Here is a 26,604-nt window from a genome sequence, read left to right as displayed (position 1 = left end):
GTCATGCACTCCTCCCATTTCACACGCAGTTTTCTGCTGATCTTTTCGGGGCCCATCATATGGGTTGTGCATTTCCTGGCAATCTATGGGGCGACCGGCGTGATCTGCGCCCGGCCGGCCGCCGCACGGCTTCAGTGGTTCGGCCTGCATGCGGCCGACTGGTGTACGCTCATGGCATCTGTGGTGGCGATGGCAACGATTGGCGCCATCGTCCTGCGCACGCGCAGGCAACAGGCTCATGCGGGACACGCCGGATTTACCCCATGGATGGCCGCAGGGCTCGGTTTGCTGTCGATCATCGCCATACTATGGGAAACGCTGCCGATTCTGTTCATCCCTGCCTGCAACTGAGTATCCTCGAACGGCGATAAGACAGAGTACTTCGTACAGACGCATCTATCGTCGGGCAGCCTTGCCCTGTTCGGATTGTTCAGATTCTTCGCGATTGCGAGACGCATCCCGCAAGGTCTTTATGCCGCCATACAATGCGACCGCTGCAATGACCAGTGCAATCGTCAAATCCGGCCAGTTGTTCCCGACCAAGTGCACTAAAATACCGGCCACGACAATGCCGAAATTGGAGGCAAAGTCGTTCAGACTCATTGTCCATGCCGCACGCAGATTAACCTCTTCACGGCGGAATGCTTTCAGCAGCTTGATGCACCAGGCATTGATCGCTGCCGCCGCCAGCGCCATGATCATCATCAGATAGCCAGATGGATCGGACCCGTTGATGAAACGGCGGATAGCGTCTGCCGTCACGCCGAAAGCCAGTACCAGCAGCATCACGCCCGTGATGGTAGCCGCCCTCGATTTCCATCGTTGAGAGCGCGATACCGCGAAGTAGCTCACTGCGTATGTCAACGCATCGGAGGTGTTATCCAGCGCATTGGCAAGCAGCCCACTGGAATCCGCAAAGAGGCCGCCGGCAAGCAGGGCGGTGGCGAGTCCGGCGTTAAGCAGGAGAACCCGCAGTAGAACATGCCGCTCAGCGTCCTCCTTTCGGACGTGTCCGGTACTCATAAATGAGAACCGCTGCCCGTCCAGTGTGTGCCCTGCGGCGCAACGCAACCATGGCGATGACTAACCCTTTCCCCGAGAATCACATTTTCATGCCGGGTTATTGTCATTGATCTCTCTTCGTCCTCAAAGTTAATCGGGAGAGATAGATATGACTGGCAGTTCTAGCATCGGTTCTCCCATTTCGATGTTGTAACTTACTGCGCAAAAGAAACCATTCCTGACCGCGAGGGAACCTAATCGGCCATCATCATCCAATGAACATGGACGGTTCCTTTTCATTTTTCCGGACCATTTACCGGAATCGCGGCGATTAATTGCGGGGAACAGCATGGTTGAGATCTTGATGGTGCTCGTGGCGGGACTGCTCCTCGCAGTGGCACTTTACGCGCAGCTTGAAATAGGACATTTCACCGCAGGGGCCATCCGTGCAGGTGTGGCGCGCACAATACTTATCGTGGTCGGCATTGGATTTGGCTTGACCACGTCCGCATCAGTGGATGGCACACCATTAAAGATATTGGCACTTCTGATTGGTTTTGGTACGGTCCATGTGCCTGCCGCAGCCATTTTGTTTATCAAAAGGCAACGCGGCTCGCGCAAGTCGTGAGCACAATCGTAGTGCACCGTACAACTTCCGCGTGCCATTTCCGGCGGGATGCGTATCTACTGTAGTGCCCTCAACTTGTGCCGTCTCTCAGCCAGATTTCCCGACATTCCATTGAAATTATATGAGCGTCCGTCGCAATATTTACAGACATTCCGATGATTCCGAATAGGCCTTTCCATCAGCCGTTCCGTCCTTGACGCCGTGCTGCAGCCTGCTCGGGAGTAACCGGCGGCATTTCCGATAAACCTTGCGCGTGGCTGTACACTTCCTCGTATTCTGAGGCCATCGAGTGTCGTTCGTCATACTCGGGACTCTGCTCAATCGCGGACCGTGTCAGATTGACGCTGACCTGCTTCTCGTTCCAGCTGACATCTGCAATGCGTCTCGGAGAAATGAGCACATGCTTTCCGGGCCACCAGTTCCTGGTATCGATCACCAGATGAGAGATCGACCAGTCGCGATCATTAAACAGAAAATCGTCCACATGACCGATGTCATCATCGGTGGCGTTGATACGATATCCGACCACCTCGTCCTTGCTTCGCAAGTGGGGATCGTCATCCGATGACTCGGATTGTGCCTGCCTACCCTGCTCCGGTTGCATTAGTGATTGAGCCGTGGCGGGGTCCGCGATCATCGGAAATGCCGTATATCCCCAGATATAGGGGCCCGACCAATAGTAAGGATAACTGTAGTAGTTGGCCAGCTCCGCTTCATGTTGCCGCGAAACGGGCTTTGCAGTTTCGATTCCAGGGCTGTCCTCCACCTGCCTTCGGCTCAAGTTGACGACAACTTCCTCGCGCTCCCAGTCCACTTCGTGAATGGACACGGGCGAGATCAAGACACGGCGGCCGCTCAACCAGCCGCTCGTATCCACCTCAAGATAGCGAACTACCCATCTTCGGTCATCGAAGTAGATATCCTTGACCTTGCCGATCAATCCGTCTGCCGCCATGATCGGGAAACCGTCGAGCGCTTTGAGACTATGCAGCATGATGAACCCTCCTGTGTCACGTAAAGCGGAAACGATCGGTGGCATGATGCAGCCGTGCAATGGGCGGGCCGAGCATGCCCCACGTCTAGTGCGTGACTCGGCATTAAACCGAGAGTTCAACGCGATACGTGTTATCCCCAAGGGGCGTGAATCGTCTCAATTTAGGCATCGTGACCTGCCGCACTGGAAACCAGCGCTACAAATTATCCAATAGCAAGTGCCGCCCGTGGCTGAACATATTTGTTCAAATATATTCATAGTGAAATCAACTCGGGGCACTTCCTTATATTGAATTCGGGAAGGATTTAAGATGGGAAAATAGGCAAAATTCGGTCTAATGATACTGACCTCCACAGTCGTGATGCTCTGTTTAATGTACTTGAACACCTACCAAGTTGACCATGTGTTCTATAGTGAAACAAGCACCACTATGGCGATCGTGATGGGCGCGGCGATGGCAATCATCATGCTGTTGTTCATGATGGGGATGTATACGAACCGGGGCGCCAACATCGCAATCCTTGTCGGTGCAGTATCGGTATTTGTTTTCTTCCTATGGCTGGTTCGAAGCCAGAATACGATTGATGAGGTGTCTTACATGAAAGCGATGATTCCCCACCATTCGATCGCCATTCTTACGAGCTCGCGCGCCCATATTTCTGATCCGCGTGTACGCAAACTGGCCGATGGCATCATTGAAACACAACGCAAGGAAATCGCGGAAATGAACGCGTTAGTAAAGGAACTGAGAACCAAAAAATAATGCCCCCATGCTTCACTGGGATCTGTTGCCTGGGATCTGTTGCCTGGGATCTGTTGCGAATAGCACCGTCAGTCAGAATCGACGAATTTAATCGACATGGCGAAGCGTGAAACCATCAACGAACTGTTCAATGGATGCCACTTCGAACAGGAGATCATCATTCTCTGCGCGCGTTGGTACCGGCGCTACAAGCTGTCATCGCGTGATCTGGTGGAGATGATGGCCGGACGAGGTCTTGCAATATCCCACACGACAATCCTGCGGTAGGTACAGCGCTTCGTGCCCGAGTTCGAGAAACTCGACGGCTATGCTGACTCGCACCGCGCGGTACGCGAGATGCAAGATCAGGGCGAGCTGCCTAATGACGCGGGCTTCGCCCGCCTCGCAAGTTAGATTCCACCCATGCACATGTATTTGATGACCAAGTAGTCATCCATGCCATAGTGCGAACCTTCCCGCCCTATACCTGACTGTTTTACCCCACCAAACGGGGCAACCTCATTAGAGATAAGGCCGGTGTTTATCCCCACCATGCCATACTCGAGTGCTTCGGCCACGCGCCAAATGCGCCCCATGTCGCGGCTGTAGAAGTAACTGGCAAGGCCAAATTCAGTGTCGTTGGCCAACGCGACGACTTCTTCGTCACTGCTGAACGTAAAAACCGGCGCGAGCGGACCGAAGGTTTCTTCGCGGGCGACTTTCGCATCAGGCGTGACGCCTTCCAGCACGGTCGGCTCGAAAAAGCTGTGGCCGAGAGCATGGCGTCGGCCGCCAGTTAATAGTGTAGCGCCCTTGGCGAGCGCATCCTGGATATGTGTTTCAACCTTCTCAATGGCCTTGCCGTCGATAAGGGGGCCTTGATCGACGCCCTCATCAAAGCCATTGCCGACCTTAAGTTGCTGCACAGCCGATACCAGTTTCTGCGTAAAGGCCTTTGCTACCTTTTCGTGCACATACAGACGGTTCACGCAGACGCAGGTCTGGCCCGCATTGCGAAACTTGCTCGCAATCGCACCCGCGACTGCGGCATCAAGGTCGGCATCGTCGAAAACAATAAAAGGAGCATTGCCGCCTAGCTCCAGTGACAGTTTTTTGACCGTCGATGCGCACTGCGCCATCAGCAGCTTGCCGACTCCGGTGGACCCGGTGAACGAGAGCTTGCGCACCAGGGAATTCCCAGTCATTTCCGCGCCAATTTCCTGCGGCGTGCCGGTCACTACGGAAAATACGCCGGCAGGTACCCCGGCGCGCTCAGCCAAACAAGCTAGCGCCAGTGCAGACAAGGGCGTAGCCTCGGCAGGCTTGACCACCATTACGCAGCCTGCGGCCAGCGCCGGACCCGCTTTTCGGGTGATCATCGCAGCTGGAAAATTCCAAGGCGTGATCGCCGCACATACTCCGATCGGTTCCTTGGTGACCACGATGCGCGTGGCGCTAGTCACCGAGGGAATGGTGTCTCCATATACGCGTTTGGCTTCCTCGGCGAACCACTCGATGAAGGACGCCGCATAGGCAATCTCTCCTTTCGCTTCCGTTAACGGCTTGCCCTGTTCCGCCGTCATGATCCGCGCAAGGTCTTCTGCGTTTTCGATGATGAGGGCATGCCAGCGCTTTAGAACCGTACTGCGCTCCTTCGCGGTCTTGCGGCGCCAGCCTTGCCATGCGATGTTCGCGGCCGTGATCGCCCGAGCAGTCTCTGCCTGGCCCATCTTGGGGACCGATGCGATGGCCTCGCCTGTAGCAGGATTGGTGACCACAAAGCTCTCGCCGGAATCGGCTTTACACCAGACACCGTCAATCAGACATTCGGTACGCAATAAGGTTGGATCATTTAATTGGAGCATTGAAAATCTTCTGTAGAAATTAGTGTTGGGAATTAAAACTGCCTACCGTTGGAATTAAAGGTCTTTACTGATATTCATTATGCTAAATGATTTTTTATTTGTATGAAAGTCATATTGACAGATTGTCTTACAATCTCTAAAGTGGTTAGCAATTGATTCAAAGCGTGATGCCCTGCTTCACACGACAGTGGTTACGACTCTGTGTGGGAAACGCAAGAAACTGTGGCGTTTGTACTTGATGCACAAGCCTTCGCATCTCGACCCGTTCTACCAACTACCGAAAGGAAAAGCATGTCCAACCAAGAAAAACTTAACCAAAAAGGCCTCGTCACCCGCCGTAAAGTGCTCGGCTCCGAATATGTCGACAACTCGGTGAATAACGCTAACGATTTCAATCTGGCCATGCAGCAATGGACCACCGACGTCTGCTGGGACAAGATCTGGAACCGCGAGGGCTTGGACCACAAGACCCGCAGCATCATCAATCTGTCGATGATCGCTGCGTTGAACCGTCCGCATGAACTGAAGCTGCATGTGCGCGGCGCAATCAATAACGGCCTTACCAAAGACGAAATCAAGGAGATCTTCCTGCAGATTTCATGCTATTGCGGCGTCCCCGCAGGCATCGATGCATTCCGCACCGCAACCGAAGTATTCAAGGAAATGGGGATCTAAGATATGAACATAGGCTTCATTGGATTGGGTGCGATGGGCTACCCGATGTCGCATCTGTTGGCAGCAGCCGGTCACACTGTCACTGTAATGGACCTGAATTCGGAAGCCACGGCTCGTTTCGTTGCCGAGCATCCGGGTGCAAAAGTCGCCGGCGCACTGAACGATTTCGCTGAGGCCAACATCGTCATCACGATGCTGCCTAACTCGGACGTTGTCGACAGCGTTGTGCTGGGCGGCGAAAAAGCCGGGCTGGTGTCAATACTGAAAAAAGGCTCGGCCGTGATCGACATGAGTTCTTCCGAGCCGCTGCGCTCGAAGGCCCTGTTCGAAAAGTTAACCGAACAAGGCCTTGACTACCTCGATGCGCCCGTATCCGGCGGCGTCAAACGCGCTGTTGACGGCACCCTCGCGATCATGATCGGCGGCCCGGAAAACCTGGTCGCAAAGTACCGCCCGGTGCTGGAAATCCTCGGCAAGAACCTGACCCACGTTGGCCCCTCCGGCGCAGGTCATGCGATGAAAGCCTTAAACAATTATGTTTCCGCAGCCGGTTTAGCAGCAGTTGCCGAGGCGCTGCGTGCTGGCGAAGCATTCGGTCTCGATCCGGCGGTAATGACGGCAGTGTTGAACAGTTCGACTGGCAAGAATAACACTACAGAAAATAAAGTAGTCCCATTCATGCTATCGGGCAAATACAACTCCGGCTTTTCGATGGAACTGATGGTCAAGGATATCGGCATCGCGATAAAGCTCGGGGAGTCGATGCATTCTCCAATGGACGTTGGTCAATCGGTGCTTTCATCGTGGCGCGATGCCAACCAGACGCTCGGCAAAGGTGCTGACCACACCGAGATGTACCGCTACGTCGAAGTTAAACGCAGCAAACAGTAAGTAAATCATGCAGGGCCCGGCGGGCCCTGTTCATAGCAAAAGAATCAAGGAGAAAGGGAACCAAGGCGTCAATATGAAAAATTTTCCGAAAATTTTAGCAAGCACCCTGGTTGCAGTTTCGAGTATGTCCGGCATGGCCGTGTCTGCACAAGCACAAGACTACCCGGAAAAGCCAATCACAATTGTGATTCCGTATGCGCCAGGCGGTTCGACCGACGTGCTGGGCCGTATTCTGAGCCAGTCGATGTCGAAATTTCTCAAGCAAACCATCGTGGTCGAAAACGTTGGTGGCGCCGGCGGAACGCTTGGTTCGGCGCGTGTTGCCCGAGCCAATGCTGATGGATACACCATCCTGTTTCACAACGCCGGTCATGCAGCCGCTCCAGCGCTCTACAACAGGCTGCCTTACGATCCACAAACGAGCTTTGAGCCGATCGGCTCCGTGGCCGATGTGCCGATGATTCTGGTGGCACGCAAAAATTTCCCGGCAAATAATTACAGCGAGTTGGCTGCATACGCAAAAGCCAATCCCGACAAGGTATTGCTGGCCAATGCAGGAACAGGCGCAACCAGTCACCTATGTGGTGTGCTGTTCAATAACGTAACGGGGTTGAAAACCACCTTGGTGCCTTACAAAGGTACCGGCCCGGCACTCAACGATATCGCTGGCGGACATGTCGACATGATTTGTGACCAGCCCGCTTCTACCACAAGTTTTATCAAGCAAGGTACGCTGAAGGGAATCGCTGTTGCGACCAAGGAGCGCATTCCGACGTTGAAAGACGTACCTACGTTTGCTGAAAGCGGCCTGAAAAATTTTGAACTCTACGTCTGGCATGGCTTGTATGCACCGAAAGGTACCCCACCGGTTGCGCTCAAAAAAATCAATGCCGCACTCCAGCATGCGTTGAGCGATGAGGAAGTGGTGTCCAAATTCGACGGATTGGGCGCCAAGCCGGCAGAAAAGGCTGCACAAACTCCGGAAGGCTTACACAAGCTGCTGGCCTCAGAAACCGCCCGTCTGAGTGCGGCACTGAAAACCGCAAACGTTGCGAAACAATAAATCCGTACACGTCTTGACTCTACCAGCCTCGCTGACACCGTGAATGCAAAGCGTACGATGACTAGGGAGGCTGGTCGGGCAGTAGTCGGGCAGTATCGAAGCAGGCAGAAGAAAGGATTTTCACCTGGACATGTCAACCCGACAGGTTTGCATTACTCAATTAGTAGAAAATCCTCGGAAGGGACGAATCCCTGACGTAAAATACCTTCCCATCGATAGAATGCCAGATCGTCTGACAGGATTTTAGGAGTTTTGAAACGTGGAAATGTCGCCCCCTCTTCGCAAACCGGACAGCCTGCGCAGTCACGTGGAGACTTTTTTGCGCGAAGCCATCATGAATGGACGCTTCAAACCAGGTGAGCGTCTGATCGAACGCGAGTTATGCGAAATGCTGGAGGTCAGCCGACCATCGCTACGTGAGGCATTACGTAAGCTTGAGGCAGAAAAGTTGATCAAGATCGTACTGCATCGCGGGCCGGTGGTCGCGTCAATTTCCATGAAAGAGGCTTCCGACCTGTATGCGATCCGCGCATTGATGGAAAGTTATGCCGTCCATGAGTTTGCGCGACTCGCGAGCGCTGCCGCGATCGAACGGCTTGGACAAACAGTGCAGGATTTGCATACAGCAGCGGCCAGTCGTGACAGAAAAGAACTCTTGACGGCGAAATCCAAGTTTTACGACGTCATCCTGGGTGAGTGCGGAAATGATCTGATCAAGGAAATGCTGCTCAACTTGCTGTCGCGCATCAACCTGCTGCGCTCAACTTCGTTTTCACGCGATGACCGCCTGCCAGAAAGCCTTAAGGAAATCGACCATATGTTTGAGCTGATTAAGGCACGCAATGCGCCCGCAGCGCGTGAAGCCGCCCACCAACATATCCTTAATGCGGAAAAAGCTGCCTTAATCGTTTTGGGTCATCAGGAAGCCGCAGTTTCTGCACAACCCTGAAGCAATTCTAATCAATCTATCTGGCAGGATTGAGCAGCATCGTATGGACGTAGCGGTGAGGTGAAGCGGATCAACTGCGCGGCCAAGGTGGTGGAGATGATATCGAAATGAATGGCCTCCTGTAGGAGCTTATCAAGTGATTGAAGAGTTAATCGGCTGTATTCAATCGGCTATTGATGCTGCCCGCCTGGACCCCGAGTTCATACAGGCATCGGCGGCGCTTCCCTGCACAATTCGCCTGGCTGTAGGACGAGATCGCGATGCGGTCATGCTCGATCTGGTCGGAAGCAAGTCTTCCTCACTGTTGCTGCTATCGGCGGAGCCAGAAACATGGTCCTGCTTCACAAATGCAAGGCCGCCCGTCGGATTTCATTCTTTTACAGCGGCGGTACGTGATCCAAATCGGCTTAAGGTCCAGGGAGAAGGCCTGCAAGTCGCTCAATCCTTACACGCTCTTGAGCGGTTCTTTGAAATTCTGCGAGGGCAGATCGTTGAGAAGACGCCCGTACCATCAGTGCCCGCAATAGAATGCATAACTGGGCACTACGCTCGGCTTGATGCGGGATCGAATAACTCCCTGCCCGTTTACTACGAGCGCGCCGGCAACCGTAACAATCCTCCTCTCGTCATGCTGCACACCGCTGGCGCGGATTCAAGGCAGTACCACCATATTTTGTCCGATCCCGACATGCTGGCAATGTGGGATATGTATGCATTCGATATGCCGGCTCATGGCAAGACAATGCCCGCCAGCGGGTCGCTATGGCAAAGCTACCGCCTTGACAAGCAGACGTACTCATTTATTTCCCATGCTTTCATTACGAGCGTCGTCAAATCCCCAGCGGTAATCCTTGGTTGCTCGATGGGAGCTGCGATGGCTCTATATCTTGGAAAGTTACATCCTGCCGACATCGCCGGAATTGTTGCGCTGGAAGCGCCGTATCAAGCCAAAGGACGGAAAACGCCCCATTTGGAGCACCCTCAGATTAACCAGGCGGCACACAACCCCAGTTACGTACGCGGGTTGATGAGCCCAACAAGCCCCCTGCATCAACGCAGAGCCGCGGCGTGGGTTTATTCCCAGGGGGGCTTCCAGGTCTATTCGGGTGATCTGGCATTTTATAGCGAGGAATTCGATGCTGAAGTCGATCTCAAGGGACTCGACGCGACAAGCAAGCCAGTGTACCTGTTAACCGGAGCGTATGACTACTCTGCCACACCCGCAGATTCGAAGCGCGTCGCAGAGCTGATCCCCGGTGCCCATTTCATCGAAATGCCGGACCTTGGTCACTTTCCAATGATTGAAAATCCCGATGCGCTGCTTGCGTATTTGAAGCCTGTAATGCGACAACTAAGATCAAGGATGCAGCAATGAAAAATTCCGACATGCCAGTCTACGAGGTCTTTGCCCTACGCTACGCCACGGTCGAGCGCCGCAGACAGGAGAACTTCATGGTGCACGACCCCCACGATGGCCCAATGCCCATGGATTACTACGTGTGGGTGATCCGTGGCGCTGGCCGAACATGGCTGGTCGATACGGGGTTCAACCGGCAAGCCGCCGAGGCACGCAAGCGGACGTTCTTACGATGCCCGATCGCATCACTACAACATTTGGGATTACAACCGGAAGACGTGACAGATGTGATTGTCACGCACCTGCACTATGACCACGCGGGCAACGTGAACCTGCTTCCACAGGCACGCATCCATCTTCAAGAGCAGGAGCTACAGTATGCAACGGGCCGTTATATGACCCATGCACAGCTGCGGCATGCCTACTCCGTGGATGATGTGGTCGAAATTGTCCGCGGCGTATATAACGATCGGATTTCATTCTATTCAGGTGATCAGGAAATTGCCCCTGGCGTTCAACTAGTCCTCGTAGGCGGACATACTGCGGGTTTGCAGGCAGTCCGCGTCCACACCGCCAGAGGCTGGGTGGTGCTCGCGTCAGACGCAAGCCACTATTACGAAAACATAGGGAATGAATCACCATTCCCCATCGTGTTGCATGTTGGCCAGATGCTCGACGGTTATCGGAAACTATTGTCGCTTGCAGACAGCGACGATCATCTTGTCCCTGGTCATGACCCCTTGGTCCGCCAGCGATATCCGCATTACCTCATGCCGGACCTGGACATCGTCTGCTTGCATCAGACCCCAACACCCGCTACGTGATCGGTAAGAAAAGCCCGCTCAAGCTGACCAATTATGATCCTATGCATAGTTGCGATGCCGGCCAGCAGAATACGCGCACAAGCAGCAGTGCATGAATGCGGATGATGACTTCCACCGGTTCGAAGGGCCGGACCAGGAAGTCGTCCGCGCCGCAATTGAGCACGAGCGCCGTCTCAGTGGCGCATGTGGTGAGGCAAGGGCTTGGCGATCTCAAGGCGCCGATGTAGATGCGGTTTAGAAGCGGCTGACTGAGGGCGGCCCGCCACCAATTTGAGGCGCGCCATTTTTAGACTCATACGTGTTCCAACCGTGCGGCTGATCTTGTCGCGCTGTGGCCGAATCATCGTCCGGCAAGGCTTCTCCTTGCGAATACTGAGAGGATGAAGGTGCAGTGACATAGGCGGGCGCGGCAATGTTGACGTAATTTGTGTCAAGGTTGATATGAACTTCCGCACCGCGCCTTTCAAGTCCGAGGTTATTTCCCTGTGCTGCGGAAAATTCCTTCATAGCGAAGAGCAGCTGATCAATCTTTTTAATCTCCGCCTCATGAACCTCGCGTTTATCGGGCGCGTACTGCTCGTCGTTGGCCCGATTCACGTGCATGCCCCGAGCACCTTTCAGCATATCCTCCATTTGGTACAGCCCGTGTGTCTTGCCCAGTTTTACAGCAGCCACGCCAAAGCCGCGTTTATCCTTACCCCGATCTTCCGGCGCAGACATTTCACATGACTTGTCCAGGGTCTTCATGATTTGGGCATATTGGACAAACAGAGGTTTGGCATCCCCTTTGTGCACATCCTCCCGGTGGATGCCCCAATTGACGTCTTTCTTGGTGCCCGCCATATGGCCGATAAAATTGAAGCTGTGTGCCGCGCAGCGCTGGAAAGCTTTTACATGATTTTTCAGCGCTGTCCTTACGCCTTCTTCGGTGTCAGCATGCACGCTTTTGCCGAATACGGTCGGCATGCCGGCCGTTTCCCATTTGAGAAAGAGCTGTTGGGATCCGTCTTTTCCTTTCAACGCGTCAAAAATCACCGTGCCTTTTCCAGAAGGCATTCTGTCGGACATATCTTCTATGCCATGGTGCGCATAACTTTCTTTGGAAAGGCCGACCAACCCGCCCGCGATGCCGACGTTCTTGAAGTTTGCCTTTTCAGCTAGGCTGCGTTCATTGAAGTGGGTGGAAATCCGTCCGTAGCTATTGCGACTGCTCAAAAGGAAGTTGTTCAATCTGCCATCCGGATCCTTCATCAGCATGGAACCCTTAGAAAGCAAGGTTGGTTCCTTATCCGGCCTGGCGTTATCCATGACCGCCTTGGCCTGCAAATACCAGGATATCGCCCTCGTCGTTTCGGCATTGGATACGACAGGAAAATATCCATCCTGTGCCGGGGCCATCAACTTATTTCCGACAAACTTTCCTTCGTTAAGACCGTGGATGATGCGTTCGCCCATATTGACGTATGTAGCTATCTCCTTGGGAGTAAGAGAGCTTCCGAGATCCCTCGCGTATTTTTCCATATGTGTGAAATGTTTTGCTCCCCGGATTTGGTCATTACAGTACGAGCGAACACACCGTTATCCATTGTCGCGCCGAGTGCAGTACGCATCTGATCTGCTTCCAGTTTGGTCATCAAGGTGAATTGCGTGGAACGTCCCTGGGCCACCATCCCCTTACGCTCTGCGTCGTTTTGGCCAACAGCGGGGTTTCTTGGAGAAGCAGGGGAAGGAAGCTTTCCGGCTGCAGCATGCTTATCCAGTTCCGGCCTGTCCGGGCCGAAAATCTGCTGCAAGAACGATGGTAATTGTATAGGCATGGTGTTGAACGAAGGCGAGACTATGGCCTTATCCATAAACGGAAACTGCCATTTGCTTTCGTAGCTAATCGGTCACCTCATGAATGATCGCTTCTTATAGCTGCACGATTGGCTGTCATTCTCGTTGACTGGACAGGGGCTCGCGAAATGCAATCGACAGGCGCGTCAATCCGGAAAAATTTCATGTCATAGCGACGGCGTAATCGACTATATCCAGAAAATGGCCGGTTCTTGCTATTGAGTGGCAATGAAACACTGGAAGTTCCACGCGGCTCGCACATGAAGCAAGGGAGCGGCCTGCTGGCCTTGGAGGCGAACAAGAATGCGGGTGGCATGACACTCTACCTGGGCAGGCCGTACAAGACCACGCGCCTGATGTAACCAAAAGGTTCAACGACATTCTGGTACTTCCTGCTCCAGCCACGAAGCTGATTGGAGGTGATGCCGTGTTCACACGTCAGAGCTGGAATGCAGGCACCGGACGTCGCGGCATATCGGATCAATTCCTGTTTGGCCTGGTGGTCGCACACATGTTGACAAGCCGGTCGCGAATCGGCAAGGAGTTGGTCGATCGCTCCCTAACGGTTAATCTGCTGCCCCTGCGCGACGACAACACCGCGTTCTTCTACAGTGGCCCTGAACGACCCATCCTTCCATACATCGATACCCAATGTTTCGCCAGGGAAGACAGGAGCAGAGAAGCGCATGCTCACGCTTCGGAAATCTCCCTCCTGCGTCTTGCCAAGAAGACGGGCGACGGCGTTGCTCACCATCGCAAAGGTGCAAAGGCCATGCAGGATCGGCTTGTCAAATCCGGCTTTGCGAGCCATGCGTGGATCGCTGTGCAAGGGATTTCTGTCTCCATTCAAGCGGTAGATCAGCGCCTGCTCGGGGCGTGATTGCACATTGCAGCGCCATTGCGGCGGCGTTTGCGGCAACTTCGCTACGGTCCTGGCCTCGGTTGCCGCGCCCGGCATCCCTCCGTCACCACGCAGGACATGGGTTGCCGCCGTCACGGCAAGCAAAGAGCCGTCCCGCGCATCGCGCAGTTCTTTTTCCGAATACAAGAGAAGACCTTTGTCAGCTTTGTCCACAGCTTCGACCACGCGTGTCTTGCCGACGACTTCACCATACGCAGGCAATGGCCTCATCAGGGTAACCGTCTGTTCACCATGCAGTAATCGCGTCAGGTCCGCACCGATTCCCGGCGCATTGAGCCAAAACCCTGGATAACCCAGCATGACAGCCATGGTCGGCAATGTGCGTGGTCCGAACTGTTCATCCACGTGCAACAGGTCAAACTCATCCAGCGGATCTTGCCCGATGCCGACCGAGAGTGCATACAAGATGCTGTCGCAGACTGTGTAGGTCTGCCTCACTTCGGGTATGTCATAGTTTAAAAGTTCTTTATAGCTCAGCCGCATAGGCACTCCGGTTAGTCTTCTCGAACAAGTCTTGGCTGCCGCAGGATCAGATCGGATCCCAGCTCATGACATCGGGCGAGCGCTCGAGCGGATAAAAGTGCCGCTTCATCGCGGGAATGGCAATCTCGGCTATCCGCTCTGGTGTCCAGCCTTCGCTGTAGTGAACCGAACGCAGAGGACGAGGCTGACTCATGAGCATGATCTCGTTCGCCCGCACTGCAAAAATTTGCGCCGTCACCTCACGCGCGGCATCAGACAGTAGATAGATCGCCATTGGAGCGATCTTGCCAGCGTCCATTTTTTTGAGCTTTTCCACGCGATCGCGCTGCTGCGGGGTATCGGTAGGAATCGAACTCGTCATTCGGCTCCAGGCCGACGGCGCGATGCAGTTTGAACGCACCTTGTATCGGTCCATATCCAGCGCGATCATTTTGGACAGCGCAACAACTCCAAGCTTGGCCGCGCCATAGTTGGCCTGGCCGTAGTTGCCGATCAGTCCTGAAGTCGACGTCATGTGCACAAAGGCGCCAGATTCTTGTTCACGGAAATAAGTGGCAGCTGCCCTACTCACAAAAAAGCTTCCATCCAGATGAACAGCGATCACTGCGCGCCACTCGTCTTCACTCATTTTGTGGAATGACCGGTCGCGCAAATTACCCGCGTTATTGACCACGCCATCGATTCTTCCGAAGTGGTCCATCGCGCACTGAATGATCGCGTTCGCCGACGAGGCTGTTGCAACCGAATCCAGGCTAGCCACAGCCTCGCCGCCCGCTCTGCGAATTTCCTGCACGACCGCTTCGGCTGGTGATAGTCCTTGGGGCCCCTGCTCCAGCGCTTCACCATTCAGGGTGACGCCGATATCGTTTACCACAAGCTTTGCACCTGCCGCCGCTGCCTGCAGCGCAATCTCCTTGCCAATCCCGCCACCCGCGCCGGTTACAACGACGACTTTTCCATCCAGCATGCGTTCCATTTTTATCCTTAAGTCCTCAGTCGAAAAAAGCCACTGCTCGTGCTTGAGCTAAATTCACAGGGCCGTCAACTTCGCAGCCTTTACAACCTTGCTCCACTTCTCGGATTCCGAGCGGATGAAACCTTCAAACTCGGCAGGCGATTCCGGAAAGGGGATTGCTCCCTGTTCTCTGATTTTCTGCTGCACGTCCGGCAAGGCAAGAACCTCGACAACTGCTTTATTCAATTTTTCCACAATTTGACCAGGGGTCTTCGCTGGCGCCCAAAGGCCGAACCAGGACATCACCTCATAACCGGGCACCCCTGCTTCAGCCATCGTGGGTACTTCAGGCAATTGGGCAACACGTTTTGAGGATGTCACCGCGAGAGCCTTGAATTTCCCGGTCTTGACATAGGGCAATGCCGAAGGCATGTTGTCGAAGATCATCGAAATCTGATTGCTCAGCAGGTCTATCACAGCGGGGGAGCTCCCTTTATAAGGGACATGAATCATTTCCACCTGGGTCATCATCTTGAAGAGTTCGCCAGACATCTGCAGCGTACTACCATGACCTGAGGAGCCGAAAACAAGCTTGCCCGGGTTCGCTTTGCCATACTCGATCAGCTCTCGGACCGTATTGAAAGGTGCGTTTGCGTTCACGACTAATGCGTTGGGCACCATCGCAGTCCGGGTGATGGGCGCGAAGTCCTTCAGCGCGTCATACGGCATGTTGCGGTACAGGCTGGAGTTGATTGCGTGCGTTCCAATGGTGCCCAGCACGAGCGTATAACCATTGGCCGCACTGCGCGCAACATAAGCCGTGCCGATATTGCCGCCAGCGCCTACCTTGTTTTCAATCACAACGGGGACCTTCCACCGTTCCGCGAGCTTTTGGCCGATCAAACGCGCAAGGATGTCCGTTGTTCCTCCAGCTGAGAACGGCACCACGATCGTGATCATCTTGCTCGGATAAATGTCCGAGTCCTCGGCCCTTGCGATTTGAAATCCGCCTTGGATTCCGACTCCGGCTGCGATTGTGCCGGCAATGAAACGGCGACGGCTACGGTTGGCCGGGGACCGATCATGTGGATCATCGATATTCATCTTATGTCTCCTTATTTATAAAAATTTAGCCATCAAAAAGTCATTTAACTCAGTTCGGCCACGACTTGGCCTTCCTGAACATCATCTCCTTCTTTAACCAGCCATTTCGCGATGCACCCGGAAATTTCTGTTTCGACAGGAATTTCCATCTTCATCGATTCAATCTTCAGTACTTCATCGCCGGGCTGAACCTGGTCGCCCTCCAACCGCAAGCACTGAATCACCCTTCCCGACACAATTGCGCAAATCGATTTCATATCGCCACGTTCTCCTTTGTTGTTTCCACTTTCGGCATTGCTTGTTCATTGAGCACGGCAGACAGACCGTCGACCTTCATGCCGCCGGCTGCGAACACAGCGCTGGCAAGCACCCGTGAAATCATGGGAATGTTGGTTTTGATGCCCTGGATCCTTGTTGCGGCCAAAGCGCCTTGTAATCGGGCTATAGCCTCGGTGCGATCACGCCCCCAGGCGACAATCTTGGCAACCATCGGGTCGTAGAAACTGGTGACGGTATTGCCCTGGGCATAGCCCGTTTCAATCCGAATACCCGGCATGCCATGCGGGAAGTCAAACTCGTTCAACACACCCGGGGAGGGAAAGAAGCGAACCGGATCTTCGGCGTAGATGCGCGCTTCAATCGCATGGCCGTTGACCTCTGGCGCTTTCTGGATCACTGCCGACAACGGTTCCCCCGCCGCCAGGCGGATCTGTGCCTGTACCAGATCCACGCCAGTCACAGCCTCCGTCACCGCATGTTCCACCTGCAGCCGTGTATTAATCTCCAGGAAGGAGAAGCCTGTTTCTGGTGTGTACAGCATCTCCACGGTGCCGATCACGTCATAGCCGACTTCTGACAGCACTCCGCGCAGCTTGTCGGCCATTGCGTTCACTGCGGACCTGTCTAGCGCAAACGCAGGAGACTCTTCAATCACCTTCTGATAGCGACGCTGTGTAGAGCAATCACGCTCAAACAGCGATATCACGTTTCCATGACGGTCTGCCAGAAATTGAAATTCGATATGGCGCGGCGACTTCACGTAACGCTCCAGATACAAGCTCGAATCAGAAAACGCTTTTTCGGCCAGCTGATTGGCTTTGTGCCAGCCAGCCTCCAATTCCGCTTCGCCGTGCACTGGAACCATTCCGATGCCGCCGCCGCCGCCGGCCGGCTTGATGAGAACCGGATATCCGAGATTTTTTGCCGCTGCACGTACTGCATCGAGATCGTGCTTGGGCAGGACCGGCGTGCTTGCGCCAAGTTCCAGTCCATACTTCCGGACGAATTCACGCGCGCTTGCCTTGTGCCCGAGCACCTCCAGCCATTTGGATGACGGGCCGATGAAGCAATATCCGGCCTCTTCAATCCTGCGCGCAAACGCAGAATTTTCGGAAAGAAATCCATAGCCCGGATGCAAGGCATCGGCACCGCTTCTGCGCATGCAATCCAGAATCGCATCCTGGTTGAGATAGCTGTGGCTTGCTGGAGATGGTCCCAGACAGTAAGACTCCCGGGCTTCCCGCACATAGGGCAAGTCGGCATCGGCATCGGAGTAGACAATGACTGCTTCCAATCCCAGCGCCTGGGTCGCCCTGAGAATTCTCGTCGCGGCGGCGCCACGATTGGCAATAAGTACTTTTTTCATGTTACGAACTCAGTCGAGGTCTGCTCAGGGACGGTAGCCCACACGGGTTTCACCCGGGGTCAACAATGGGTATGCCAGGCGGACAAACTCTTCCAGCCTTTCGCGTGTCGTCGCGGGATCGATGATGTCCTCGATCACAAATGCTTCTGCACTGCGATACGGCGAGGTCAGACTCCGCACGCGCGCCTCTATTTCGGCACGCTTCGCTTCAGGATCGTCCGCGCTCTCGATTTCTGACCGGTAAGCCACCTCAAGCCCACCTTCAATCGGCAGCGAACCCCATTGCGCCGATGGCCAGGCATATCGGAAATTGAACCGGCTTGAATTCTGGTGCCCGCCGCCCGCCACGCCAAACGCTTTGCGCATGATCAATGAGAACCACGGCACTGTTGTCTGCGATACTGCCGTCAACGCACGCACACCGGCACGCATGACGGCATCTTTTTCAGCTTCCAGACCAATTTGGAAGCCGGCGATATCCACCATATTCACGACCGGCAAGTGAAAGTTTTCAGCGAGGTCTATCAGGCGGACAAATTTTTCCGCCGTTTGCCGATCCCAGCCACCTCCATAGAAATAGGGATTGCTCGCAGCGAACACGACCGGCCAGCCATTCACGCGCGCGAGTCCGCCCATGATCGCCTTGCCCCAGTTGCGTCCGATTTCAAACACCGTGCCTTGATCAAACAAGCTTTCGACGATGGGCTTGATCTTGTAGACCTTGCGTGCATCCTTGGGAATGGCGTCGCGTAACCACGCTTGGTCCGCAATGCTCACCGGCGCTTCCGAACGCTTTGCCACTTCATGCACCGACCGAGGCAGATAACTCAGAAACCGGCGTGCCGCCTCGAATGCTTCTGCTTCGGAATTGACTTCATCATCCACAACGCCATTGCGTGCATGAATCCGGCTTCCTCCCAGTTCGTTCTTGGTCAGGTGCTGCCCGATCTTGGCAACCACCGGCGGCCCTGCAATGAAAAGCTGTGAGGTTTCACTCACCATCATCGAGTAGTGGCTGCCAGCCACGCGCGCTGCGCCTTGACCCGCAACGGAGCCCAATGCCAATGACACCACCGGAACCTGGCTCAGATTTCGAGCCACGTAAGGCCAGATCTTCATTTTAGGCAGCAGTGCATACCCCATTTTTTCAATGTTCTTGACCGATCCACCACCGCCAGTGCCATCCACCAGGCGAACCATGGGAATACGCAGGTCGTAGGCCATCTGCTCGGCGAAAATCATCTTGTCGCCGACCGCGCCATCGTTGGCTCCGCCCCGGACAGTGAAGTCGTCGCCAATGACAACGACAGGCTTGCCGTCCAATTCGGCGCGGCCAAATACGACGTTCGAGGGCACCACATGTTTCAGAACCCCATTCGCGTCATACTCACCCGATCCGGCCAGGCCACCCACTTCAACGAACGAGTTCTGATCGACCAAGCGCTCCACGCGCTCGCGTACGGTCAGCTTGCCATTGTCATGCTGGCGCGCGACCTTCTCAGACCCGCCCATGGCCTGGGCATATTCTTTTCGACGTTGCAGTTCTGCGAGTTCGCTGCTCCAGTTCATTCTTTCTCCTGTTTCTTGGGTGATTTCTTGCTGTTCCGCTCACGCCGTGAGCGTCATGCAGGTCTCTGCCCGCCTGATCGGAACGTCCGTACATTGCTGAAGCTGCTCGAACGACAAGCCATCAACCATGGCCCGGACAACCAGTCCGGTTGGCTCAATATCGATGATTGCGAGATCGGTGTAGATCCGGTTCACCACGCCTTTTCCCGTTAGCGGGTAGGTGCATTCAGGCACGATCTTGGACGCGCCACTTTTGTCCTGATGCTGCATCATCACGAAGATTTTTCGAGCACCAGCGACGAGATCCATCGCCCCGCCAACCGCGGGGATCGAGTCGGGATGACCTGTGTCCCAGTTGGCCAGATCACCGCGTTCCGACACCTGAAATGCACCCAGCACGGTCAGATCCAGATGCCCTCCACGCATCATGCAAAACGACACAACATGATCGGTGATAGACGCACCCGGCGTCAGCATCACCGGTTCCTTGGTGGCATTCATGAGATCGGGGTCGGGAACTTCACTCGGCGTCAGGCCTCGCATCCCGAGGATGCCGTTCTCGCTATGCAAGACGATGCCCCGAGCAGGATCCAGGTAATCAGCTACGAGCGTTGGCATGCCGATGCCGAGGTTGACGTAGGTATCAGCATCGATATCCGCCGCCACCAACTGCGCCATGCGCTCGCGCGAAAATTTATGCAGCATTTCGATGCACCTCCACAACACGCTGAACAAAAATCCCCGGGGTCGCAATATGTTCCGGCGGAAGCTCACCGACAGGCGCCACTTCGTCTACCTGCGCAACTGTCATTTTCGACGCCATGCACATCACGGGCCCGAAGTTTCGGCTGGCGTAGCGATACATCAGATTTCCATGTGCATCGGCTCGCTGCGCGCAAACAAACGCCACGTCACCATGCAGCGGATGCTCAAGCACATAGCCCCGCCCATTGAACTCTCTGGACTCTTTTCCTTTGGCGAGCAAAGTACCGTATGAGGTAGGAGTAAAGAACGGCCCGACGCCAGCGCCCGCGGCACGCAGACGTTCAGCAAGCGTTCCTTGCGGCACCACCTCGAGTTCTATCTTGCCAGCCCGGTACCACTCCCTGAAAGCTTCAGCATTGGGCTTTTGGGGATTGGACGACCTGGCAAAGGAGCAAATCATCTTGCGCACACGCCCTGCCCGAATCAACTCGCTGAGGCCTGTCTCACCATTACCTGCATTGTTGTTGACCACTGTAAGCTCGCGCGCCCCGGCATCAAGCAAGGCCTGTAGCAATTCTGTCGGTACGCCGGACGGGCCGAACCCGCCGACCAGCAATGTGGATCCGTCCTTGATATTGGCCACCGCATCGGCCAACGATGGCACTACCTTATTCAGCATGCTTCCCTCCGCTGCCCCAGTTTAAATATTTCAGCTGTGCAGCTCTCAAAGTGTCTGCTCCGTACCCAAAACGGCAGTCGATTGACTCGAAAGCGTGCCGCCGTTCCCATGTACAACGGCAAGCTGCGGATTTGCGATCTGACGTTCGCCGCATTCGCCTCGCAATTGGCGAACTGCCTCAATCATCAGAAACACGCCATACATTCCCGGGTGAACGCATGACAGTCCGCCACCATTCGTGTTCACTGCAAGCTTTCCTCCCGGGGCGATTGCGCCATCGTCCACAAACGCTCCGCCCTCGCCCTTGGCACAGAACCCCAGGTCTTCGAGAAAAAGGATGGTGTTGATAGTGAACGCGTCGTACAGCATTGCCAGCTGCGCATCTTTCGCGCTGTATCCAGCCATGTCAAAGCATCGACGCCCTGACTCGCTGGCCGCAGTAACCGTGAGGTCTTCCATTGACGAAATCTGGCGGTTCCAGCAAGCCGTCGCATTTCCCAACACATACACAGGTTTCTTTGCCAGGTCTTTTGCACGGTCGGCTCTCGTCAGCACGAAAGCGCCGGCGCCATCACTGACCATGCAACAGTCACGTACGGTGAATGGCTCGGCGACAGGCCGGGCGTTCACAACATCATCAATGCTGAGTGGACCGCGCATCACAGCTTCAGGATTAAGCTGCGCCCACTTGCGTGCGGCCACCGCAACTTCCGCGAGTTGCTTTCGGGTAGTCCCGTATTGATGCATGTGGCGTTGCGCCGCCAACGCATAAGCTGACAATGGCATCGGCGGCTCATAGGGCGTTTCATAGGGCTGCGGATCCATTACCTTTCTCACCCTGGTGAGTTCGGCACGGTTGAATTCCGCCGTACGCTGCGTGCTCCCGTAGCAGACCAGCACAGCATTGCACTGGCCTGAATTCAGGGCATGAATCGCCGGGAGAAGATGCGCAACATAGCTGGACCCTCCAATCATCGTGCTATCGATGAATGTAGGCCGGATACCGAGATACTCGATGACCGGCATTACCCACATCGAGGACAAGGAACTGCAGGTCGTGATTCCGTCGATGTCTTTGAGTTGCAACCCCGCATCCTTGATGGCATTCATCGCAGCGCGGGTCAATATTTCCTGCTCGGTAAAACCGCGCGCCTCGCCAAGGCCTGCCTGTCCGACGCCCACGACGGCGACCTTGCCTCGCAAATCGGATAAATTCATTTACCTTCCTCCAGCGGGTCGAACACCAGCCTTGCACTACCGCCACCGAGAGCCACACGTGCCTGGACGCGCATGCCGATGCGGATGAGCGTTGTATCGCTCGCTTCAATGCAACTCATGAGACGAGGACCTTCATCTAGATCGATCAGACTGACGTTGTAATTTCCGCCTTGATCCGCTGAACGGAAAATTGTCGTCTTTGAATAAACAGTACCTTTACCCGACGGCGAGAACCATTTCAGATTCTCACTGCCGCAAGATGGGCAATGCACTCTGGGGTAAAAGACCGCCTTGCCGCATTGGTGGCATGACTGAATTTTCCATTGCCCTGCGCTCAGGAATGAAAAATATATTTTTTCCGGACCTGCTTTATCCTTGGGAACGTCATCATCAATCATTAAACCTGCCTCCAATGTTCACGTTGCGTTGACTATATATAAGTTTATTAACTGGATAAATGGGAACCCAATACAAACATTATTGAACGCCAGTTAATAATCCAAAGAAGGCTACGTGCGCGACTGTTTTTGGTGCCGGAACGCGAAGCGCCTGGCAAGATTAATCCGATGGCACGCGGCGCCAGGGATAGCAAATACTATTCACCGCCGATTGCCGTGGGAAGCATGCATACTGAACATAGCCATGTCAAAGGCAACCAGAATGAAAAGCCGCTCTGGATACCACGGACTCACGAGCAACCTGCTGATTGTGGAAGTGGCTGCGGGCATCGTGACCTCGCTGTTTCCCTGGTCCGATAATGTTTGATGGCGCGCTATCCGCTCAAGCGGTGACGCCGGTGGCCGATCGTGGCTCGCTGAACATGACAGCGCAACTCTTGGTAAATTACCGTAACCAAGTCAGCGAAATTCTTGCGGAGCAGGCAATCCCATTTGCTTCTCCCAAGGCAGATAGGGAGGTATGGCATCGGCCACGCACTGAATGAATGTCTTCACGCGCGGCGATAGGTATTTGCTGGGCTGATAGACCAGATGCATTTCCGGACCTTCGGGCATCCAATCACTCAATATCATTTGAAGCTTCCCGCTCATTACAGACGTGGCAGCGATAAAACTCGCCATCCTCGCAATCCCCGCTCCACTCAATACTGCATCAAGAATCGCCTCAGGATGATTAACACTAATATTTCCCGCGGGGGTCATAATATAGTTTTCACCATTTTTTTCGTATATCCACTTACGGATACTTCCCGTTTGCCATTGGACGTATGCAATGCAATTATGTCGATCCAAGTCAAGCGGCGTGACGGGTACTCCCCATTTCTTAAGGTAATCAGGTGTGGCGCATGTCACATATCGCAAATGTCCTATTTTTTTGGCGATCATTCTTGAATCAGAAACTTCGCCAATTTTCACGACGACATCAAGCCCCTCCTCCACCATATTGGGAACGCGATCACTAAAGTCCGCATTGATTATCAGGTTTGGATGCGCCTTGGCCATCTCCACTAATACGGGCATAAGCACCTTGCGCCCGAGACCAACAGGAGCGTGTATCTTTAGCTTTCCGCGCAAGGAATCGTGTCCACTTGAAAGCTCGCTCTCCGCCTCCTGTGCGGATACGATGATTTCCCGCCAGCGAGCCAGTAATATTTCGCCGTCATCAGTCAGCGAAACGTTGCGTGTCGAGCGATTCAGGAGTTTCACTCCCAACGCGGCCTCCAACCGCGCAACTCCTTTGCTCACGCCTGCCGGAGTTATATCTAAACGCTGCGCTGCAGTGGTAAAACTTCGACTTTCGGCGACGTGATTGAACATCATTACCTCTTTGAAGTTCTCTACCAGGGTACTCGATTTGAAGTTTTTCATTTATCTCCAGTTCCTGCACTTTTATTACCGTTGCTCCGGTAATCCCTGACCGTACTCCGGAATTAGTACCGGTCTAATGCAGAAATTTTCTGCTTCGTTGCGCTGTCGGACAAGGCGCCTTCCCTTGCCGGGCGAGCAAATTCGGCCGGTGTTGCCCACTGCAATGCGGCGTGGGGACGAACCTCATTATAGTACCGTCGCCACTCGCCAATCTTATGCCGTGCGTCTTCCAGCGACAGGAACCGGTGCATATCAAACACAGCTGCCGAAAGCGCTCGTTTAAGCTTCAATAAGCGGTTTATCCACTTCTTGCTTGAGTTCCCTGGCCCCGCACCGTACCTATGAGGGAGGCCTGGCTGACCGGAATATGGAAATCTCTGCTTTGCAGGAACAGACTGCAACACAGGCAAGGTCGACTACACAGGAAGAATTCCGTAAGGCGGAGATAATCTGTTCCACAGCGAATCGTTTCTTCTTCATGCGCACCACCTTTCCATAAAGGCAAGTTTCACTGAAAAATAACGTTAACGCTGGCTACAATTTTGCAGAGCCGATCAAGCAGGTTTAACCGCTTGCATCCGCCGTACGCTAACGGTCGTTATGTTAGAATCCCCTGCAGCACAAGGTGTTGTTGATGCCATAGGGCGTCGTTCGAACCTTCGACCCAAGCGCACATTAGGCGGACTAAGCAATGCGATACTCAGCTCAACACAAGGCAGAAACCCGGAAGCATCTTTTGAAGACCAGTGGCGCACTCGCGAAAAAGAATGGCTTTTCCGCTTCTGGGGTTGATGCATTAATGGAGGCTGCAGGCCTGACCAGCGGCGCTTTTTACAATCACTTTGGCTCCAAAGCCGAGCTGTTTACTGAACTGATCGCGCAAGAGCTCGACCACAGCTTGAACATGATTGCCGTCGACAAGACTGAGCATACTGGTAAAGACTGGACGGAATATCAGCTACGGCGCTACCTGACTTGGAAGCATGTCCAAAGCCCGCAGAGTGGGTGTGCCATTCCAAGCCTCGGCGCAGAAGTCGCGCGTGCGGACAAGGCCACCAAGAAGAAGTTTGAAGAAGCCCTGAAGCGCGCCCATGAAATTTGGGCTAGCCAGGTTAATGATGACAAAATTGCGTGGGCGGCGATTGCCCAGCTTGTCGGTGCGATCTTACTGGCACGCGCCATGGCTACCGAAAAGACCGGAAAGGAAGTGCTCGAAGCGAGCAAGGAATTTCTGGAAAAGGCAATGGCCTCGCAGGACGTCAAGTAACAATCAATATCAGCGGCAAAAGCAGGCGCTTCCTGTGCACATTGGATGAGCGCCTGTTCGCCCGCCCGCCCGGCATAAGGTAATCGGCTATACTTCATCATTATTTTTTCATCCATGCGCCCTTAAGCGTTCTATCGATTTGAACCTATCTGCGTTGATCGCCATGATGGTGTTGGCACACACCGCATTTACAGGCGGCCGGGTCGGACTGACACTATTTGCAATCGAGCTTGGCGGCACGCCATTTGAAGTCGGCTTCGTGGTCAGCCTGATGGCGGTGATCCCCATGCTGACATCGGTTCATGCGGGTCGCTGGACGGACCGTATAGGCGTAGTCAAGCCAACGGCAATCGCCTTGCTAATGCTTGCTGCCGGGACGCTGCTGCCGGGCCTGCTGCCATCCATTGCCAGCCTTGGCGCATCGGCCGTATTGTTGGGATGTGGCTTCATGCTTGTGCACCTTGCAATCAATAATGCAGTTGGACACGGCAGCACGCCGCAAAACCGTACTCGCTCGTTTTCCATGCTTGCACTGGGCTTTTCGACCTCTACTGTGGCTGGGCCGGTGGCCGCTGGTTTCCTGATTGATTTCGCAGGTCATGCGCACACCTTTCTGACATTGGCACTACTTCCAGTGTTCGCCCTGATTGTCCTTGCCAAGATATATAACAAGACAACGCTGCCGAGCGTTGCGGTAACGGCAACAGTAAAACCCAGGGTGATTGATCTGTTGCGTCACGCACCGTTACGCGCGGTATTCATCGTAAGTGGACTGCTATCAATGGGATGGGATCTGTTTACCTTCATGACGCCGATGCACGGTGCGCGAATCGGTCTTTCCGCATCCACCATCGGACTCATCATGGGCACGTTCGGTGTTGGGACCTTTGTGGTCCGGCTGGCTATGCCACGGCTTTCAAGCTCGTACTCCCAGTGGCAAGTTCTGACTGGCGCGCTTGCATTGACCACTGCGGTGTACTTCCTATTCCCATTATTTAACGCGGTAGCCATTCTACTTACACTGTCTTTCATCCTGGGCCTGGGCTTGGGATCTGCGCTGCCAACAATCATGAGCGCGATTCATGAAACCGCGCCGACGGGACGTAGCGGCGAGGCAGTTGGCGTGCGTTCGATGCTCATCAATGCCAGCCAATCAGTGCTGCCGGTAAGCTTTGGCATGATCGGCGCAGCAGTGGGTACCAGTTCTGTGTACTGGGTTCTTGCGATCATGCTGGCTTCCGGCTGTATGTTTGCTGTCCAGCAGGAACGTAAGAAATCCAGGGAGAGCAAATGACAGCACGTAGCAACTGCGTTAGTTAACACTCCGTCCGGTCATCGCTGTCTGTCGCAAGTTGTTTTGCGCATGGCCATGACGTCGCTCTAATGTATTCGTAGTGCGCGTCGC

27 protein-coding genes and 2 pseudogenes are annotated in these 26,604 nt (G+C 54.4%); 13 read left to right on the top strand and 16 right to left on the bottom strand.

Going from position 1 to position 26,604, the window contains the following annotated elements; genetic code table 11:
• The first annotated feature begins 3 nt into the window (after positions 1-3).
• Complete coding sequence (locus ASE07_RS25915) at positions 4-351, top strand: hypothetical protein (protein ID WP_057293693.1); 348 nt, start codon at positions 4-6, stop codon at positions 349-351.
• 45 nt (positions 352-396) lie between these two features.
• Here ASE07_RS25915 and ASE07_RS25910 read toward each other — a convergent pair whose 3' ends face one another.
• Positions 397-1,023 carry a cation transporter gene (locus tag ASE07_RS25910; protein ID WP_057293692.1) on the bottom strand — a complete coding sequence of 209 codons (627 nt, stop codon included), beginning with the start codon at positions 1,021-1,023 and terminating at the stop codon, positions 397-399.
• 328 nt (positions 1,024-1,351) lie between these two features.
• Here ASE07_RS25910 and ASE07_RS25905 point away from each other — a divergent pair, with 328 nt between their 5' ends.
• Positions 1,352-1,630, top strand: coding sequence for a hypothetical protein (locus tag ASE07_RS25905; protein WP_057293691.1), 279 nt, complete (start codon positions 1,352-1,354; stop codon positions 1,628-1,630).
• Between the two features lie 178 nt (positions 1,631-1,808).
• On the opposite strand, the gene ASE07_RS25900 is transcribed toward ASE07_RS25905, so the two are convergent.
• Positions 1,809-2,624 carry a PRC-barrel domain-containing protein gene (locus ASE07_RS25900; RefSeq protein ID WP_057293690.1) on the bottom strand — a complete coding sequence of 272 codons (816 nt, stop codon included), beginning with the start codon at positions 2,622-2,624 and terminating at the stop codon, positions 1,809-1,811.
• 337 nt (positions 2,625-2,961) lie between these two features.
• Here ASE07_RS25900 and ASE07_RS25895 point away from each other — a divergent pair, with 337 nt between their 5' ends.
• Both ASE07_RS25895 and ASE07_RS30200 read left to right on the top strand, forming a co-directional pair.
• Complete coding sequence (locus tag ASE07_RS25895) at positions 2,962-3,387, top strand: DUF305 domain-containing protein (protein WP_082584494.1); 426 nt, start codon at positions 2,962-2,964, stop codon at positions 3,385-3,387.
• A 96-nt stretch (positions 3,388-3,483) separates the two neighbouring features.
• Positions 3,484-3,651: pseudogene (locus tag ASE07_RS30200) on the top strand (IS6 family transposase); the annotation flags it as partial.
• A gap of 125 nt (positions 3,652-3,776) precedes the next feature.
• On the opposite strand, the gene ASE07_RS25890 reads toward ASE07_RS30200, so the two are convergent.
• Positions 3,777-5,231, bottom strand: coding sequence for an NAD-dependent succinate-semialdehyde dehydrogenase (locus tag ASE07_RS25890; RefSeq protein WP_057293688.1), 1,455 nt, complete (start codon positions 5,229-5,231; stop codon positions 3,777-3,779).
• 291 nt (positions 5,232-5,522) lie between these two features.
• Between ASE07_RS25890 and ASE07_RS25885 the strand changes: the two genes are divergently transcribed.
• The 6 genes from ASE07_RS25885 (at position 5,523) to ASE07_RS25860 (ending at position 10,990) form a co-directional block, all read left to right on the top strand.
• On the top strand, positions 5,523-5,906 hold the full coding sequence (locus tag ASE07_RS25885) for a carboxymuconolactone decarboxylase family protein (protein WP_057293687.1): 384 nt from the start codon (positions 5,523-5,525) through the stop codon (positions 5,904-5,906).
• Positions 5,907-5,909: 3 nt separating this feature from the next.
• Complete coding sequence (locus ASE07_RS25880; RefSeq protein ID WP_057293686.1) at positions 5,910-6,797, top strand: NAD(P)-dependent oxidoreductase; 888 nt, start codon at positions 5,910-5,912, stop codon at positions 6,795-6,797.
• 73 nt (positions 6,798-6,870) lie between these two features.
• Positions 6,871-7,860 (top strand): tripartite tricarboxylate transporter substrate-binding protein, encoded by a 990-nt coding sequence (locus tag ASE07_RS25875; RefSeq protein WP_057293685.1) that lies wholly within the window; start codon positions 6,871-6,873, stop codon positions 7,858-7,860.
• Positions 7,861-8,125: 265 nt separating this feature from the next.
• Entirely contained in the window at positions 8,126-8,809 is a 684-nt protein-coding gene (locus ASE07_RS25870) for a GntR family transcriptional regulator (RefSeq protein ID WP_057293684.1), read from the top strand.
• Positions 8,810-8,945: 136 nt separating this feature from the next.
• Positions 8,946-10,184, top strand: coding sequence for an alpha/beta fold hydrolase (locus ASE07_RS25865; protein ID WP_235548629.1), 1,239 nt, complete (start codon positions 8,946-8,948; stop codon positions 10,182-10,184).
• The gene (locus ASE07_RS25860; RefSeq protein ID WP_057293683.1) at positions 10,181-10,990 is read left to right on the top strand and encodes an N-acyl homoserine lactonase family protein; all 810 of its coding nucleotides are present in this window, start codon (positions 10,181-10,183) and stop codon (positions 10,988-10,990) included. The genes ASE07_RS25865 and ASE07_RS25860 overlap by 4 nt, the downstream gene beginning before the upstream one ends.
• Before the next feature lie 234 nt (positions 10,991-11,224).
• On the opposite strand, the gene ASE07_RS25855 is transcribed toward ASE07_RS25860, so the two are convergent.
• Positions 11,225-12,511, bottom strand: a complete 1,287-nt coding sequence (locus ASE07_RS25855) for a hypothetical protein (protein ID WP_156397034.1) — start codon at positions 12,509-12,511, stop codon at positions 11,225-11,227.
• A gap of 533 nt (positions 12,512-13,044) precedes the next feature.
• Here ASE07_RS25855 and ASE07_RS29195 point away from each other — a divergent pair.
• Complete coding sequence (locus ASE07_RS29195) at positions 13,045-13,188, top strand: hypothetical protein (protein ID WP_156397031.1); 144 nt, start codon at positions 13,045-13,047, stop codon at positions 13,186-13,188.
• 197 nt (positions 13,189-13,385) lie between these two features.
• On the opposite strand, the gene ASE07_RS25845 is transcribed toward ASE07_RS29195, so the two are convergent.
• From ASE07_RS25845 to ASE07_RS30195, 12 genes and pseudogenes are all read right to left on the bottom strand, one after another.
• Entirely contained in the window at positions 13,386-14,231 is an 846-nt protein-coding gene (locus tag ASE07_RS25845) for a MaoC/PaaZ C-terminal domain-containing protein (RefSeq protein ID WP_057293680.1), read from the bottom strand.
• A gap of 46 nt (positions 14,232-14,277) precedes the next feature.
• Entirely contained in the window at positions 14,278-15,207 is a 930-nt protein-coding gene (locus ASE07_RS25840; protein ID WP_057293679.1) for an SDR family NAD(P)-dependent oxidoreductase, read from the bottom strand.
• A gap of 54 nt (positions 15,208-15,261) precedes the next feature.
• Positions 15,262-16,290 carry a Bug family tripartite tricarboxylate transporter substrate binding protein gene (locus ASE07_RS25835; protein ID WP_057293678.1) on the bottom strand — a complete coding sequence of 343 codons (1,029 nt, stop codon included), beginning with the start codon at positions 16,288-16,290 and terminating at the stop codon, positions 15,262-15,264.
• 44 nt (positions 16,291-16,334) lie between these two features.
• Positions 16,335-16,547 (bottom strand): acetyl-CoA carboxylase biotin carboxyl carrier protein subunit, encoded by a 213-nt coding sequence (locus ASE07_RS25830; RefSeq protein WP_057293677.1) that lies wholly within the window; start codon positions 16,545-16,547, stop codon positions 16,335-16,337.
• A complete protein-coding gene (locus tag ASE07_RS25825) occupies positions 16,544-17,935 on the bottom strand; it encodes an acetyl-CoA carboxylase biotin carboxylase subunit (RefSeq protein WP_057293676.1) in 1,392 nt (463 codons plus the stop codon). Before ASE07_RS25825 ends, ASE07_RS25830 begins: the two co-directional genes overlap by 4 nt.
• Before the next feature lie 24 nt (positions 17,936-17,959).
• On the bottom strand, positions 17,960-19,504 hold the full coding sequence (locus ASE07_RS25820) for an acyl-CoA carboxylase subunit beta (protein ID WP_057293675.1): 1,545 nt from the start codon (positions 19,502-19,504) through the stop codon (positions 17,960-17,962).
• A gap of 39 nt (positions 19,505-19,543) precedes the next feature.
• Positions 19,544-20,209, bottom strand: a complete 666-nt coding sequence (locus ASE07_RS25815) for a 3-oxoacid CoA-transferase subunit B (RefSeq protein WP_057293674.1) — start codon at positions 20,207-20,209, stop codon at positions 19,544-19,546.
• A complete protein-coding gene (locus ASE07_RS25810; protein WP_057293673.1) occupies positions 20,199-20,888 on the bottom strand; it encodes a 3-oxoacid CoA-transferase subunit A in 690 nt (229 codons plus the stop codon). The genes ASE07_RS25815 and ASE07_RS25810 overlap by 11 nt, the downstream gene beginning before the upstream one ends.
• Positions 20,889-20,933: 45 nt before the next feature.
• Positions 20,934-22,106, bottom strand: coding sequence for a thiolase (locus ASE07_RS25805; RefSeq protein ID WP_057293672.1), 1,173 nt, complete (start codon positions 22,104-22,106; stop codon positions 20,934-20,936).
• Entirely contained in the window at positions 22,103-22,504 is a 402-nt protein-coding gene (locus ASE07_RS25800) for a Zn-ribbon domain-containing OB-fold protein (RefSeq protein ID WP_057293671.1), read from the bottom strand. Before ASE07_RS25800 ends, ASE07_RS25805 begins: the two co-directional genes overlap by 4 nt.
• Positions 22,505-22,963: 459 nt before the next feature.
• Positions 22,964-23,932 (bottom strand): LysR family transcriptional regulator, encoded by a 969-nt coding sequence (locus ASE07_RS25795; protein WP_057293670.1) that lies wholly within the window; start codon positions 23,930-23,932, stop codon positions 22,964-22,966.
• 62 nt (positions 23,933-23,994) lie between these two features.
• Positions 23,995-24,218, bottom strand: a pseudogene (locus ASE07_RS30195) (integrase core domain-containing protein); the annotation flags it as partial.
• Between the two features lie 450 nt (positions 24,219-24,668).
• Here ASE07_RS30195 and ASE07_RS25790 point away from each other — a divergent pair.
• Complete coding sequence (locus ASE07_RS25790) at positions 24,669-25,199, top strand: TetR/AcrR family transcriptional regulator (protein WP_200961023.1); 531 nt, start codon at positions 24,669-24,671, stop codon at positions 25,197-25,199.
• A 163-nt stretch (positions 25,200-25,362) separates the two neighbouring features.
• Positions 25,363-26,493, top strand: a complete 1,131-nt coding sequence (locus tag ASE07_RS25785; RefSeq protein WP_057293668.1) for an MFS transporter — start codon at positions 25,363-25,365, stop codon at positions 26,491-26,493.
• Positions 26,494-26,604 lie beyond the last annotated feature (111 nt).

The sequence above is a fragment of the Noviherbaspirillum sp. Root189 genome (assembly GCF_001428545.1).
Lineage (GTDB): Bacteria > Pseudomonadota > Gammaproteobacteria > Burkholderiales > Burkholderiaceae_D > Noviherbaspirillum.
Note: the sequence above shows the minus strand (reverse complement) of the source record. Positions and strands in the feature narration are given on the sequence as shown.